Source organism: Streptomyces sp. TG1A-8, from assembly GCF_030499535.1.
Classification (GTDB): Bacteria; Actinomycetota; Actinomycetes; order Streptomycetales; family Streptomycetaceae; genus Streptomyces.
The window spans coordinates 6,160,789-6,174,627 of sequence record NZ_JASTLB010000001.1 but is presented as its reverse complement, the minus strand read 5'-3'; the positions used below and the strand labels follow the sequence as shown (position 1 = coordinate 6,174,627).

At 72.3% G+C, this 13,839-nt stretch carries 12 protein-coding genes and 1 pseudogene; 10 read left to right on the top strand and 3 right to left on the bottom strand.

What is annotated here, in order from left to right:
• Nucleotides 1–40: 40 nt before the first annotated feature.
• Nucleotides 41–454, bottom strand: coding sequence for a roadblock/LC7 domain-containing protein (locus QQY24_RS27230; RefSeq protein ID WP_301975354.1), 414 nt, complete (start codon nucleotides 452–454; stop codon nucleotides 41–43).
• A 93-nt stretch (nucleotides 455–547) separates the two neighbouring features.
• Here QQY24_RS27230 and QQY24_RS27225 point away from each other — a divergent pair, with 93 nt between their 5' ends.
• The 3 genes from QQY24_RS27225 to QQY24_RS27215 all read left to right on the top strand — a co-directional run bounded on the left by QQY24_RS27225 (nucleotide 548) and on the right by QQY24_RS27215 (nucleotide 3,039).
• Entirely contained in the window at nucleotides 548–976 is a 429-nt protein-coding gene (locus QQY24_RS27225; RefSeq protein WP_301975353.1) for a PPOX class F420-dependent oxidoreductase, read from the top strand.
• 167 nt (nucleotides 977–1,143) lie between these two features.
• Nucleotides 1,144–1,743, top strand: a complete 600-nt coding sequence (locus QQY24_RS27220) for a class I SAM-dependent methyltransferase (RefSeq protein WP_301975352.1) — start codon at nucleotides 1,144–1,146, stop codon at nucleotides 1,741–1,743.
• A 453-nt stretch (nucleotides 1,744–2,196) separates the two neighbouring features.
• Complete coding sequence (locus QQY24_RS27215) at nucleotides 2,197–3,039, top strand: hypothetical protein (protein WP_301975351.1); 843 nt, start codon at nucleotides 2,197–2,199, stop codon at nucleotides 3,037–3,039.
• Nucleotides 3,040–3,133: 94 nt separating this feature from the next.
• Here QQY24_RS27215 and QQY24_RS27210 read toward each other — a convergent pair whose 3' ends face one another.
• Together QQY24_RS27210 and xylA are read right to left on the bottom strand one after the other, a co-directional pair.
• Nucleotides 3,134–3,316, bottom strand: a complete 183-nt coding sequence (locus tag QQY24_RS27210) for a hypothetical protein (protein ID WP_301975350.1) — start codon at nucleotides 3,314–3,316, stop codon at nucleotides 3,134–3,136.
• 323 nt (nucleotides 3,317–3,639) lie between these two features.
• Nucleotides 3,640–4,806 carry a xylose isomerase gene (xylA, locus tag QQY24_RS27205; protein ID WP_301975349.1) on the bottom strand — a complete coding sequence of 389 codons (1,167 nt, stop codon included), beginning with the start codon at nucleotides 4,804–4,806 and terminating at the stop codon, nucleotides 3,640–3,642.
• 190 nt (nucleotides 4,807–4,996) lie between these two features.
• Here xylA and xylB point away from each other — a divergent pair, with 190 nt between their 5' ends.
• The 7 genes and pseudogenes from xylB to QQY24_RS27170 all read left to right on the top strand — a co-directional run bounded on the left by xylB (nucleotide 4,997) and on the right by QQY24_RS27170 (nucleotide 13,572).
• Complete coding sequence (xylB, locus tag QQY24_RS27200) at nucleotides 4,997–6,442, top strand: xylulokinase (protein WP_301975348.1); 1,446 nt, start codon at nucleotides 4,997–4,999, stop codon at nucleotides 6,440–6,442.
• A 57-nt stretch (nucleotides 6,443–6,499) separates the two neighbouring features.
• Nucleotides 6,500–7,708 (top strand): ROK family transcriptional regulator, encoded by a 1,209-nt coding sequence (locus tag QQY24_RS27195; RefSeq protein ID WP_301975347.1) that lies wholly within the window; start codon nucleotides 6,500–6,502, stop codon nucleotides 7,706–7,708.
• A 241-nt stretch (nucleotides 7,709–7,949) separates the two neighbouring features.
• The gene (locus tag QQY24_RS27190) at nucleotides 7,950–9,443 is read left to right on the top strand and encodes an APC family permease (protein WP_301975346.1); all 1,494 of its coding nucleotides are present in this window, start codon (nucleotides 7,950–7,952) and stop codon (nucleotides 9,441–9,443) included.
• A gap of 229 nt (nucleotides 9,444–9,672) precedes the next feature.
• A pseudogene (locus QQY24_RS27185) lies at nucleotides 9,673–9,849 on the top strand (acetamidase); the annotation flags it as partial.
• Nucleotides 9,850–9,979: 130 nt separating this feature from the next.
• Complete coding sequence (locus tag QQY24_RS27180; protein ID WP_301975345.1) at nucleotides 9,980–10,582, top strand: N-acetylmuramoyl-L-alanine amidase; 603 nt, start codon at nucleotides 9,980–9,982, stop codon at nucleotides 10,580–10,582.
• Between the two features lie 78 nt (nucleotides 10,583–10,660).
• Entirely contained in the window at nucleotides 10,661–11,992 is a 1,332-nt protein-coding gene (locus QQY24_RS27175) for a GAF domain-containing protein (protein ID WP_301975344.1), read from the top strand.
• A 56-nt stretch (nucleotides 11,993–12,048) separates the two neighbouring features.
• Entirely contained in the window at nucleotides 12,049–13,572 is a 1,524-nt protein-coding gene (locus QQY24_RS27170; RefSeq protein WP_301975343.1) for an aldehyde dehydrogenase family protein, read from the top strand.
• Nucleotides 13,573–13,839: the final 267 nt, after the last annotated feature.

Sequence of the window (13,839 nt, the reverse complement as noted above, 5' to 3'; positions counted from 1 at the left end):
GGCCTGTGGACAACTCCGCGACACTCCGCAATGAAGCAGGTCACAGGTCGGAGGCGGGAGAGCGGTCGGGGTGCCGGGCGCCCACGCCGAGGTGTTCGCCGACCCGGTTGACGAGCAGGGTCATTTCGTAGCCGATCTGGCCGATGTCGGCCTCCGCGCCGCTGAGCACGCACAGACAGCTGCCCGTACCGGCGGCCGTGACGAACAGTACGGCGTCGTCGTACTCGATCATCGTCTGGCGGACCCGGCCCGCACCGAAGTGGCGCCCCGAGCCCTTGGCCAGACTGTGCAGTCCGGACGCGACAGCCGCCAGGTGCTCGGCGTCCTCGCGGCGAAGGCCCGTGCTCGCCCCCGTGACCAGTCCGTCGTTGGACAGGACCAGCGCGTGCCGCACATGGTCCACCCGCTCGGTCAGGTCGTCGAGCAGCCAGCCGAGTCCCTGGTTCTGCGCCATGCTCCGTCTCCCCGTGTGACGTCTCCCCCTGGCTGGAGGATCTACCCGCCAGCCTTCCCCACGTCCGGCCGTCCGGGCAAGCAGGATGGGCGTATGGCACAGAAGATGACCGATGAGGAATGGCGGGCGTTCGTTTCGTACGGCACCCGAACCGGCAAGCTGTCCACGGTACGGGCCGACGGGAGCCCGCACGTGGCCCCGATCTGGTACCTGCTCGACGGCGACGAGGTGGTGTTCAACACCGGCAGGGACACGGTGAAGGGGCACAATCTGGTCCGTGACGGACGAATCGCCCTGTGCGTGGACGACGACCGTCCGCCGTTCCACTTCGTCGTGCTCAGCGGCCGGGCCCGGCTGTCGGAGGACGTGGACGAGGTACGTCTTTGGGCCACTCGGATCGCGGCGCGGTACATGGGCGAGGAGCGCGCCGAGGAGTACGGCGCCCGCAACGGTGTCCCGGGCGAGCTGCTGGTCCGGGCCACCGTCGACAAGGTCGTGGCGGTGCGGTCCCTCGCGGAGTGAACGGCGCGCGCCCTCGGTCCGGCCGGGGATCGCCGGTCAGGGTGTCCCACGCCCCAGGATGCCATGGGGAACGGGCGCGCGGATGGGGCGCTTCGAAGAAGTGCGGACCTTTCGCTCGGCCACGCGCGCGGGGGCACCCCTTGGCCCGGTGGGAGATCATGCCGGACATGAGCGACGACCACACGCACGTCCAGGAGTTCTTCACCGCCCGAGCGGCCGACTGGGACAGCAGGTTCCCCGACGACGGCCCCGCCTATGCGGCCGCCGTCGCCGACCTCGGGCTGCGCGCGGGCGACCGTGTGCTCGACGCCGGCTGCGGAACGGGCCGCGCGCTGCCGCCTTTGCGGGCCGCGGTGGGGGCCTCCGGGGTGGTGGTGGGCGTCGACCTCACGCCGGCGATGCTGCAGGCCGCCGTACGGGCGGGCCGGGGGCGGGACGGGCGGCTGCTTCTCGCGGACGCCGCCGCACTGCCGCTGCGGCCGGGTTCCCTGGACGCCGTTTTCGCCGCCGGCCTGATCGCGCACCTCCCCCAGCCCGCCGACAACCTGCGGGAGCTGGCCCGCGTGGTGCGTCCGGGCGGCACGCTCGCGTTGTTCCATCCCATCGGCCGGGCGGCCCTGGCGGCCCGCCAGGGGCGGCGGATCACCCCCGGCGACCTCCGGGCCGAGGAGAATCTCGACCCGCTCCTGGCCCGCTCGGGCTGGCGCATGACCAGGTACGTCGACGAGGACGCCCGCTTCCTCGCACTGGCCGTGCACGAAGGCTGAGAGCGAGGCGGGTCAGTCCCGCTGCCACGGCTGCCACGAGGCTGTCGGAGTCAGCGGAGTCGACGTTGCGCCCGACATCGGGCACCCCTGTCACCCGACCCGGGCGGCTTCCGGCCGGCGGCGGTGACCCGCGCCCCTGCCGGGTGCGGCCGCCACGGCGTCGGCGCGCTCGTCCAGCGTGTGCCCGGAGTCTCGGGACGGTCGCCCATGCCGTGCCGGAACAGGTCCACGAGCAGGCACCCGGCTGCGCGGCCAGTCGCCCCGGGCGGTGGCCCGTGATCTCCTCGGGCTGCCGACGGGCTGAGCGGACGACACGGAGGGCGAGTGCCGATCGGAGTCGTTTCGCCCCGTCCAGGCGGAAACCTGCAGTTCCGCGTCGTGTGCACGGCCGTGACAAGCACCTTCCGCTCGCATTAGGGTGCGCGCCGATGGAAGAACCACTTGGAGGCAGGGATGGCCGGGACCAACGATGAGGCCGTCGCCGCCGCGGACGAGGCGCTGTACGTGCTCACGGCGGTCCTGCTGACGCCGGCGCAGTTTCCGAGCGTGCTGGGTGACGACTACCCGGAGGCCTGCGCGGCACTGGGTCTGGCGCCGCGGGCCGACGGATACGGCCTGGTGCTCGGGCAGGACGGCGACGGGGCCCGCTGGACGGTCGTCATCGACGACGTGTCACTGGTCGCCGTGGCGATCGCGTCCTGGGACTGCGGCATGGAGTACGACCTGTCGCCGGACGAGCGCACGGTCGTGGCGGCCCTGCCGGGCTGGCCCCTGGCCGTCGCCGTCGCCGCTCCCGGTGTGCCCGCGCCGCACGACCCCGGCCCCGAGGAGGCGGACGGTCCCGCGCTGACCCCTCCGGACACCGGGTCCTGGGGTCCGGCCCAGCGGCGTCTGGGTGCTGACGAGATCGCTCTGCAGTGGGCGGCCTGGCGGGAACAGATCACCGACGCGGGCTTCCCGGCCACCGGCGAGCCGGCCGGTGCGACGTCGGCCGGACCGGGTGACGCGGAGAGTGCCCGCAAGGGCGGTCACCCAGGCGTCCGCCGCGTACTGGCGGAGGCACGCGCCTATGTGGACACGCCACCGCCGCTCGGCCGGGTACGCTCCTCGTTCGCCCCGGGCGACGCACGCACGCTGCGCGCCGACGGTCCCGGGTGGTCGATCGTGGCCCGCACCGACGACATCGCGTTCGTCCTGCTCGACGAGAAGCCCGATGAGGTCCTGCCGGTGGGCCGGGGGCCGGAACTGCCCGGTCTTCTGGAGGCGCTCGACAAGATGGCCGTGCGGCCGAGCTGAGCCCAGGGGAGGTGCGACCCGCGTGGCGGCGCGCCCCCGGGAACTCAGCCCGCTCCTGACCGGCGGCGGGCGCCGCACGGCCGTGTGCCGCCCGTCAGCGGCCTACTTCCTTCCGGGCGACTCGGCGGAGCCTGCGGCGTTGCGAGGGATCCAGCGTCAGATACGCGGCCGCCGGGACACCCACCACGATCAGGAACGCCACCCACCAGGGCAGCCATATGAGCAGGATGAGCCCGACCGCCACACCTCCTGCGGCGATCTTCGCGTTCTTGGACATCAGCGTCGCCTCCTTCGCGGCCCGTGCCGCTCTCTGACATGAGAACGGGTCCGCGCTTCCCGCGGTTCCGGACCGCGCCCCTGAGACATCCCTGAAGCCCGCCCCTACTGGTTCCGGGGCGAGTGGCACGGGTGGTACGGACAGTACTGGCGGTACTGGCGGTACTGGCGGCGAGGGCATACCGGCCGGAGTCACCACCGGGATCCGCACGACAGGAGGAGCCAGGGGATCGCTCCCAGCCCGCCGAATCATGGGAGTGACCGGCACGCGCGCGTCCGGGGGCATCGGGACGCTCCCTCGCGCATGCGTACCGGCCCGCGGAATCAGCGCCGCGCACCCAGCAGGTGGTCCATCGCCAGCTGGTCGAGCCGTTCGAAGGCCATTCCGCGCGCGGCGACCGCCTCCACGTCGAAGTCCTCGAAGGCCGTGCGGTCGCCGAGCAGGGCCTGCAGACCGTCCGCAGCGGTCGGCCGGGCCAGCTGGTCCAGCCGCGAGGCGCGCAACGCCTCCTGGACCTCCGGATCGGCGCGGAAGGCGGCTGCGCGCTCCTTCAGGATGAGGTAGTTGCGCATGCAGCCGGCCGCCGACGCCCACACGCCGTCCAGGTCCTCGGTCCGCGGCGGCTTGAAGTCGAAGTGGCGGGGGCCCTCGTAACCGGCGCTCTCCAGGAGGTCGACGAGCCAGAAGGCCGCCCGCAGGTCACCGGCGCCGAACCGGAGGTCCTGGTCGTACTTGATGCCGGACTGGCCGTTGAGGTCGATGTGGAAGAGCTTGCCCGCCCACAGGGCCTGTGCGATGCCGTGCGGGAAGTTGAGCCCGGCCATCTGCTCGTGACCCACCTCGGGGTTGACTCCGTACAGCTCGGGACGCTCCAGACGCTCGATGAACGCCAGCGCGTGGCCGACCGTGGGCAGCAGGATGTCGCCGCGCGGCTCGTTGGGCTTGGGCTCGATGGCGAAGCGGATGTCGTAGCCCTGCGAGGTGACGTACTCGCCGAGGAGGTCGAAGGCCTCCTTCATGCGGTCGAGGGCCGCGCGCACGTCCTTGGCGGCACCGGACTCGGCGCCCTCGCGGCCGCCCCAGGCGACGTAGGTCTGCGCGCCCAGCTCGACGGCGAGGTCGACGTTGCGGATCGTCTTGCGCAGCGCGTAGCGGCGCACTTCGCGGTCGTTCGCGGTGAACGCGCCGTCCTTGAAAACGGGGTGCGTGAAGAGGTTCGTGGTGGCCATCGGGACCTTCATGCCGGTCGCGTCGAGGGCCTGGCGGAAACGCTTGACGTGCGACTCGCGCTCGGTTTCGGAGGATCCGAAGGGGATCAGGTCGTCGTCGTGGAAGGTGACCCCGTGCGCGCCGAGCTCGGCCAGGCGCTGCACCGTCTCGACCGGGTCGAGAGCGCGGCGCGTGGCGTCGCCGAACGGGTCCCTTCCCTGCCAGCCGACGGTCCACAGGCCGAAGGTGAACCTGTCCTCGGGGGTGGGCTGGTAGTTCATGCCGTGGCTCCTTGTTGCGTACGACTATTCGTCATGGCAGTTTACAAATTAGTATGCGAACGCACCCATGGGAAGGGACGAGGTGCCCTCGACGACAAGGTGTCCTCGATATCCAATACGCCCAGGATGCCGCGAACGTCCCGGGAAGCTCACAGCACATCCCCGCAGAACCCCGAAGAAGGAGAGCCCGATGTCAGCAGCCGAGGGTCCGCTCGTCGTCGGTGTGGACACATCCACTCAGTCCACGAAGGCGCTGGTCGTCGACGTCGCCACGGGACAGGTCGTGGCAAGCGGTCAGGCGCCGCACACCGTGTCCTCGGGCGCGGCCCGCGAGAGCGATCCACGTCAGTGGTGGGACGCCTTGTGCGAGGCGCTGCGCCAGTGCGGTGACGCGGCCCACGAGGCGGCCGCTGTGTCGATCGGCGGACAGCAGCACGGACTGGTCACACTGGACGAGCGGGGCGAGCCGGTGCGTCCGGCGCTGCTGTGGAACGACGTCCGCTCGGCGCCCCAGGCCCGCCGGCTGGTCGGGGAGCTCGGTGGCCCGAAGGCGTGGGCAAAACGCACCGGCAGCGTGCCCGGCGCCTCGTTCACGGTCACGAAATGGGCGTGGCTGGCCGAACACGAACCGGAGGCGGTGCGGGCGACCAGGGCCGTGCGCCTCCCCCACGACTACCTCACCGAGCGTCTGACCGGGCAGGGCACGACCGATCGGAGCGATGCCTCGGGCACCGGCTGGTGGGCGGCCGGGACGGAGGCGTACGACGAGGAGACGCTGGCGCACGTGGGCCTGGACCCGGCGCTGCTGCCCCGGGTGGTGCGGCCCGGAGAGATCGCCGGCACCCTCCGTGACAGCCACGACCTGCCGTTCTCCAAGGGCACTCTGGTGGCGGCCGGCACCGGTGACAACGCGGCCGCCGCGCTGGGCCTCGGCCTGCGGCCGGGCACCCCGGTGCTGAGCCTCGGCACGTCGGGCACGGTGTACGCCGTCTCCAGGCACCGGCCCGCCGACCCGACCGGGACGGTGGCGGGCTTCGCCGACGCCCGCGGGGACTGGCTGCCACTGGCCTGCACCCTGAACTGCACCCTGGCCGTGGACCGCATCGCGGCCCTGCTGGGTCTGGACCGCGAGGCCGTCGAGTCCGGCACCTCCGTCACCCTGCTGCCGTACCTGGACGGCGAGCGCACCCCGAACCTCCCGGACGCCTCCGGGCTGCTGCACGGACTGCGCCACGACACGACCGGCGGCCAACTGCTGCAGGCCGCCTACGACGGTGCCGTCCACGCCCTGCTCGGCGCCCTCGACCTGGTGCTCGAGGAGGACGCGGACCGCAGCACGCCGCTGCTCCTGATCGGCGGCGGAGCCCGGGGCACCGCCTGGCAGCAGACGGTACGGCGGCTGTCGGGGCGGCCGGTGCAGATCCCGCAGGCCCGGGAACTGGTCGCCCTCGGAGCCGCCGCACAGGCTGCGGGGCTGCTGACCGGCGAGGACCCGGCCGCGGTGGCCCGCCGTTGGAACACGGCGGCGGGACCACTGCTGGAGGCGGTGGAACGGGACGAGGAGACACTGGCCCGGATCAGCGGGGTACGCTCCGACGCGGCCCGGCTGCTGGAGCGGGGCACGCAAACCCGCTGAGCCCGGCCGCACCCCGAAAACCGGGCCCGGCCCCTGACACCGAGGACTGACGGAGGCATGACCGCACCGCCGCACGAGGCCCGTCCGCCCAGGGCCGGACGCTCCCTGCCGGACACCCAACAGGGCATGCGCCGACGCAACCTCGCCCGGGTGATGCACGCGGTCCGCGCGCAGGGCCCGCTGTCGCGGGCCGCGATCGCCTCGCGCATCGGCCTGACCCGGGCGGCGGTGTCGACACTCGTGGACGAGCTGACCCGCTGGGGCCTGCTGGAAGAGCTGGGCCCCGAACGCCCGGGTCGCGTGGGCCGTCCGGGCTCGGCACTCGCGGTGAGCGGGAGCGGACCCGCCGGCATCGGCGCGGAGGTCGGCGTCGACCACCTCGCGGTGTGCGCGGTCGACCTGCGCGGTGGGGTTCGCGTGCGGGCCGTGCGGCACGGCACGAACCGGGGCCGCGCCCCGGAGCCGGTGATCGAGGAGCTGAGGGGCCTGGTCCAGCGGGTCGTGGCCGAGGCGGAGCGGGAAGACCTGTGGCCCGCCGGGCTCGCGGTCGCCGTGCCCGGGCTGGTGGACCGGGACGGCCACACGGTCGTACGGGCACCGAACCTCGACTGGCACCACGCGGACCTCGGCGCACTGTTGCCCGGCGGTCCGCCCCTGACGGTGGACAACGAGGCGAACTTCGGCGCCCTGGCCGAACTGTGGCTCGGCACCGGCACACCGCGCGACTTCCTGCACGTGTCGGCGGAGATCGGCATCGGCGCCGCGGTCGTCGTCGACGGGCAACTGCTCCGCGGCACCCGGGGCTTCGCGGGTGAGCTGGGCCATGTACCCGTCCGCCCGGACGGCCCCCCGTGCCCGTGCGGCGGGCGCGGGTGCCTGGAGCAGTACGCCGGCGAGGAAGCGGTGCTGCGCGCGGCCGGGCTGGAGCCGGGCGAGGACCTGGTCGGCCTGCTCGCGGAGCGTGCCGCGGCGGGCGACACTGCCGTACGGCGGGCTCTGCGGGACGCCGGCACGGCCCTCGGCATCGCCCTGACCGGAGCGGTCAACCTGCTCGACCCCGAGACGGTCGTCCTGGGCGGTGCCCTGGCCGGCCTCTCCCCCTGGCTGCTGCCGTCGCTCTCCGTCGAACTGGCCGGCCGTACGGCCGGGCCGGCTTGTCCGGTGTCCGTGTCCGGACTGGGCCCCGAGGGCCCGCTGCTGGGCGCCGCCCACTCGGTCGTCCGGGCCGTCCTGGACGATCCCGCGGCGGTGGCGGAACGTTCCTGACGGCCCGGCCGTGGACTCGAAGGACTGAATGACCGCCGGGCTCACCCGATCGAGTGGCCGCGTTGTCCACAGTTCGCGGGTCGTCCACGGAACCGCGACACCCCCTTCTGCCCAACTCGTCCGGGCCGTACCGTGATTCGCACGAGGAGCAGCCGCCCACCGGGCTTCGCGGTGGGGCGCGCTCGGACACCGAGGGATGCGCACATCGAGTGGCGGCCGACTGAGACGTATCGGGGGCGACATGCGCACGGAGACGACCGGGGCGACCGGAGCCCTGCGGCGGGACGCCATCGGGCTGCGCGAGGTTCTGTTCCAGAGCATCACGGCGATGGCACCGGCGGCCGCAGTGGCCGCGTCCATTCCGTCGGGCGCCGCCTTCGCCGGCGGCAGTCTGCCGCTGGCCGTGCTCATCGCCCTGGTGGCCTGCCTGCTCACCGCGTCCTGCGTGGCGGAGCTGGCCCGGGAGTTACCCGCGGCGGGCTCGGTCGCCACCTATGCGGCGCGCGGGCTGCACCCGGTCGTCGGCTTCCTGGTCGGCTGGGGTTACGCCTTCGTGGAGATGCTGGTTCCCCCGCTGTTGCTCCTGCAGCTCGGCTTCACCACAGCCGGCACGCTGCACGCGCAGTGGCATGCGTATCCGGCGGACTTGTGGTGGCCGTGGGCGCTGGCCGGTGCCGTCGTGATCGCCGTCGCCGGATACCTCGGCGTCCATGCCTCGGCCCGCTTCGGCACGGCCCTCGGGGTCTTCGAGATCCTCGTCCTCCTCGTCCTCGCCGTCTGGCTGATCTGCCGGGCGGGCGACGCGAACACCCTGTCGGTCTTCGGCACCTCGCACACCGCGGACGGGCACGCAGGGCTCGGCGGCGTCTTCGCCGGGTCCGTGTACACGGTGCTGGCGTTCGCCGGCTTCGAGGCGGCGGCGGCACTCGCCGAGGAGACACGTGAGCCGCGCCGGACCACGCACCGCGCGGTACTCGGGGCGACCCTGGGCATCGGCCTGTTCTACGTGGTCACGACGTATGCGATGACCGTCTACTTCGGCCCGGACAGGTTCGCGCGGTTCGGTGCGTCGGGCGGAGCGTCCTGGGAGGGGGTGGCACGCACCTCCTTCGGCTTCTTCTGGGTGCTGGTGTTCCTCGCGGTCGTGAACTCGGCGATCGCGAACGCCAACGCGTCCGCCAACGTCTCGACCCGTACGGCCTTCGCCCTGGCCCGCATCCGGGTCCTGCCCCGTCCGCTCGCCACACTCCATCCACGCCGCCGCTCCCCCGTGGCGGGTGTCGCGGTGCAGACCGTCGTCGCGGTCGGTGCCGTGCTGGGCCTCGGTTTCGCCTACGAGCCCGTGACGGCGTTTCTGCTCCTGGCCACCGTGATCGTGACGGTTGTCGTCGGTGTCTACATCGTCGTGAACCTGGCGTGCGCGGGTTACTTCCTGCGCGGTGGCCGGGAGGACCTCAAGCCGGTACGGCACCTGCTGTTCCCGCTGTTGGGCATCGCCGCCTTCGTGCCGGCGCTGCTGACGGCCGCCGGCATTCCGGTGTTCGACTTCGTGACCGGGGCGACGGCGCCGGTGTCGTACGCGGGTCCGGTGGTCGGCGTCTGGATGACGGCGGGTGTGGTGGTGCTGTTGGTGCTGATACGCCGTCACCCGGAGCGGATAGCCGAGACCGCGCGGGTGCACGTCGGGGAATCCGACGCGGTCGGCCTTCTTCGGGACGGCACCGCCTCCGGCTGACCGCCCGCCGGCGGAGCCGGACGGTGCCCCGGGTGCCCTCGTCCACCGGCCGGACCGACACACAACGGTCGTGGTGGGGTCGCCGGAGGAAACGGTGTCCCTCCGCGGTCGGCGCCGCCTCCTGCTCCCCTGCTCCTCCGCACGACCACCTCATCACCACCGCACCGAGAAGGGACCGATGTCGCGATGACCGACCCCCGCATCCTGACCGTGCGCCCGGAACCGGGGGGACGCGTACCAGTTCGCGACCCAGACGGTCGAATCCCCGCTGGCGAACGTGTGCGACACCAACTACACGTGTATGGCCAAGATCCGCAAGGAGTGGCTGCCGGCGCGCGAAACTTACCGCGGCGCGCACGCGCGGTTGCGCGAGACGGCCCGTGCCCTTGGCCTCCAGCGACCCTGACACCTCCGACGCCCACGTCTCCTTCCGGCACCTGCGTCCCCGCACCGTCTTCGACACCTCGTGGCGCCGCCTACAGGCAGGCGTGACAGCAGTCCCACTCCCATCCCGCACTCCCGGAGAGCAGCCGACCATGGACAAGCACCGGCCCGCGACACACCTCAGCAGACGACGCGTCCTGAAGGGCGCGGCCCTCGCCGCCGTTCCCTACGTCCTACTCCCCGACGCCCGCGCGGGGGCGCGGAGCACCGTGGACTATCCCCCGGCCGAGTGGCAGCCGGCGAGCACGGGCAACTACACCCCGTCCAGCCGGCCCGTCGCCTACACCGTCGACCGTGTGATCATCCACGTTACGCAGGAGACGTACACCGACACGCTGGCCATCTTCCAGAACCCGCAGAGGAAGGTCTCCGCGCACTACCTGGTCCGTTCGGCGGACGGGCATGTCGCCCAGTGCGTGCGGGAGGCCGACGTCGCCTGGCACGCGGGCAACTGGGACTACAACACGCGCAGCATCGGCATCGAGCACGAGGGCTGGGTGGATCAGCCCGCTTACTTCACCAACGCCCTGTACGAGCAGTCGGCGAAGCTGACCGCGGCGATCTGCACCAGGTACGGCATTCCGAGGGACAGGGAGCACATCATCGGCCATTACCAGGTGCCGGGCACCGACCACACCGATCCGGGTCCCGGCTGGGACTGGGTCCGGTACATCAGACTCGTCAACTTCGCCTAGGCGCACGTCGCACCGGTTGTCGGTGCGAACGCCGCGCGTGACGATGGTCCCAGCGTTTCAGTTCCCGGGGAGGCCGAGTTGTCCGATCCATGGGTGGCCCTGGAGCCGGGGGCCGACCCCGCCGAGCGGGTCCGGGTGCTGCGCCGGGCGCACGAGACGTTCACCACGGCGGGCACGGTGCCCCGGCCGGTGCGGTCGGTGGTGGCGGAATCGTGGCGGCGCAGCGCACGGGCCGGTGTCGGACCGGACGGCACCGCGGACGTGGAGCTGGCCGAGGACGACCTCGGCGCCTACCGCGCGGAGCATCCGCTGGCGCGGGTGATGCCGCTGTTCCGGGAGCTGATGGGCACGTTCGCCGCCGACGGTGAGCACCTGCTCGCGGTGTGCGACGCGTACGGCAGGCTGCTGTGGGTCGAGGGGCATCCAGCGACCCGGCGCCGGGCGGACTCGATGAACTTCGTGCCCGGGGCGCGCTGGTCGGAGGCGGCGGTGGGGACCAACGCGCCGGGTACGGCGATCGCCCTCGGCCGGCCGGTACAGGTCTTCGCGGCGGAGCACTTCATACGGCGGGTGCAGCCGTGGACGTGCGCGGCCGCGCCCGTCCACGATCCGCACACGGGTCGTGTGCTGGGTGCTGTGGACATCACCGGCGGGGACGGGCTGGCGCACCCGCACAGCCTGGGCTTCGTGCAGGCGGTGGCGCGGGCCGCCGAGTCGCAGCTGGCGTTGCTGGCCCCGGCCCGGTGCACCGAGGGCAGTGCCGTGCTCAGTGTGCTGGGCCGCGACGAGGCCGAGCTCCGCGTGGCGGGGCGCCGGATCGGGCTCAGTCGTCGGCACAGCGAGATCCTGCTGCTGCTCGCCCGGCATCCGGGGGGTATGACCGGTGATGAGCTGCTGTGCGCGCTGTACGCGGACGAGTCGGTGACGCCGGTGACACTCCGTGCGGAACTGGCCCGGCTGCGACGGTCGTTGGGGCCGGGATTGCTCGTCTCCCGGCCGTACCGGCTGACGGCACCGGTGGAGTCCGATGCCGGCGTGGTGGAGCGGCGGCTGGAGACGTGCGCGCTCACGGCGGCCGCGAAGGCGTACGCCGGCCCTGTGCTGCCCGGCTCACAGGCCCCGGCGGTCGTGCGGTTGCGGCGCCGTCTCGCCGACGGCCTGCGAACGGCCCTGATCGCCCACCGCGATCCGGACCTGCTGTCGGACTGGGCGCACGCCCCGTGGGGCGAGGACGACCTCGAGGTGTGGCGGGCACTGGCGTCGGTGCGGCCCACGGCACCGGTACGGGCGCGGCTGGCGGCTCTGGAGGCGGAGCTGGCCGCGCCCGCCGCGCCGGCCCGCCGCGTGCACGCGGACCGGGCGCCGGCGCCGGGCGGCGGCGCAACGTACCTGCAACGTCCGCCCGCATAGCCTCGCGCCGAGAGCTGCCCAACGGCGGGCGGCGCTTCCCCCGGAGGCAGACCAGCATGACCCGTTACGCGGCGCCCGGCACCGAGGGCGCGATCGTCTCCTACCAGGCGCGTTACGACCACTTCATCGGCGGTGAGTACGTGCCGCCGGTACGCGGGCAGTACTTCGAGAATCCGTCGCCGGTGAACGGACAGCCGTTCACCGAGGTCGCGCGCGGCACCGCGGAGGACGTCGAGCGGGCGCTGGACGCGGCGCACGCGGCCGCCCCCGGGTGGGGTCGTACGTCGGTGACGGAGCGCTCCGACGTCCTATTGAAGATCGCCGAACGCATGGAGGCCCACCTCGAGCCGCTCGCGGTGGCGGAGAGCTGGGAGAACGGCAAGCCGGTGCGCGAGACGCTGGCCGCCGACATCCCGCTCGCGATCGACCACTTCCGTTACTTCGCGGGCGCCATCCGCGCACAGGAGGGCTCGCTGGGCGAGATCGACGACGACACGGTGGCGTACCACTTCCACGAGCCGCTCGGGGTGGTCGCCCAGATCATCCCGTGGAACTTCCCGATCCTGATGGCGACCTGGAAACTCGCACCGGCGCTCGCCGCGGGCAACGCGGTCATCCTCAAGCCGGCCGAACAGACCCCGGCGTCCATCCACTACTGGATGAGCCTGGTCGCCGATCTGCTGCCGCCGGGCGTGCTGAACATCGTGAACGGCTTCGGTGTGGAGGCCGGCAAGCCGCTGGCTTCCAGCCCGCGGGTGGCGAAGGTCGCGTTCACCGGGGAGACCACGACCGGACGGCTGATCATGCAGTACGCCTCGGAGAACATCAAACCGGTCACCCTGGAACTGGGCGGCAAGTCACCGAACATCTTCTTCGACGACGTCTGGGCCCACGACGACGACTTCCGCGACAAGGCGCTCGAAGGCTTCACGATGTTCGCCCTGAACCAGGGCGAGGTGTGCACCTGCCCCTCCCGGGCGCTCGTCCAGCGCGGCAACTACGCCGAGTTCCTCGACGCGGCCGTGGCCCGGACCCGGCAGATCACGTCGGGGCATCCCCTCGACACCGACACGATGATCGGCGCCCAGGCCTCCAACGACCAGCTGGAGAAGATCCTCTCCTACCTGGACATCGGCCGTCAGGAAGGCGCCAAGGTCCTGACCGGCGGCGAACGCATCGAGCACGACGGTGAGCTGAAGGGCGGCTACTACGTGCAGCCGACCATCTTCGAGGGCGACAACCGCATGCGGATCTTCCAGGAGGAGATCTTCGGCCCGGTCGTCTCGGTCGCGTCCTTCGGCGACTTCGACGACGCCATCAAGATCGCGAACGACACGTTGTACGGCCTCGGGGCGGGAGTGTGGACCCGGGACATGAACACGGCGTACCGCGCGGGCCGCGCGATCCAGGCGGGCCGCGTCTGGACCAACTGCTACCACGCCTATCCGGCGCACGCGGCGTTCGGAGGTTACAAGCAGTCGGGGATCGGCCGTGAGACGCACAAGATGATGCTGGAGCACTACCAGCAGACGAAGAACCTGCTGGTGAGCTACTCGCCGAAGAAGCTGGGCTTCTTCTAGCACGGGAAGAGGGCGCCTGACCGGGGAAGACGCCTGGAAGGCGCCCTTCTCGACGGACATCTGAGCGGCGATTCGAAAGGCGAACACGCCCGTGCCGGGGTAGGCGAGTTGATGGCGGCGGCGGACCCGTTGGTCGGTGCGCTGGGTTTTGCGCGGTGGGCGATGTTCATCCGGTCGAAGGGGGTGACGCCGTCGGCACGATTGCGGTGGACATCCTGCGCACCGGCGGCAGACGTTCAGCCGCCCGTGCGGGGCGGTCGGCCGGGG

Coding starts and splice junctions, on each gene's coding strand:
- QQY24_RS27170 (WP_301975343.1), top strand. CDS start 12,049: ATGACCCGTTACGCGGCGCCCGGCACCGAGGGCGCGATCGTCTCCTAC.
- xylB (WP_301975348.1), top strand. CDS start 4,997: ATGTCAGCAGCCGAGGGTCCGCTCGTCGTCGGTGTGGACACATCCACT.
- xylA (WP_301975349.1), bottom strand. CDS start 4,806: ATGAACTACCAGCCCACCCCCGAGGACAGGTTCACCTTCGGCCTGTGG.
- QQY24_RS27215 (WP_301975351.1), top strand. CDS start 2,197: ATGGCCGGGACCAACGATGAGGCCGTCGCCGCCGCGGACGAGGCGCTG.
- QQY24_RS27195 (WP_301975347.1), top strand. CDS start 6,500: ATGACCGCACCGCCGCACGAGGCCCGTCCGCCCAGGGCCGGACGCTCC.
- QQY24_RS27210 (WP_301975350.1), bottom strand. CDS start 3,316: ATGTCCAAGAACGCGAAGATCGCCGCAGGAGGTGTGGCGGTCGGGCTC.
- QQY24_RS27180 (WP_301975345.1), top strand. CDS start 9,980: ATGGACAAGCACCGGCCCGCGACACACCTCAGCAGACGACGCGTCCTG.
- QQY24_RS27220 (WP_301975352.1), top strand. CDS start 1,144: ATGAGCGACGACCACACGCACGTCCAGGAGTTCTTCACCGCCCGAGCG.
- QQY24_RS27225 (WP_301975353.1), top strand. CDS start 548: ATGGCACAGAAGATGACCGATGAGGAATGGCGGGCGTTCGTTTCGTAC.
- QQY24_RS27230 (WP_301975354.1), bottom strand. CDS start 454: ATGGCGCAGAACCAGGGACTCGGCTGGCTGCTCGACGACCTGACCGAG.
- QQY24_RS27190 (WP_301975346.1), top strand. CDS start 7,950: ATGCGCACGGAGACGACCGGGGCGACCGGAGCCCTGCGGCGGGACGCC.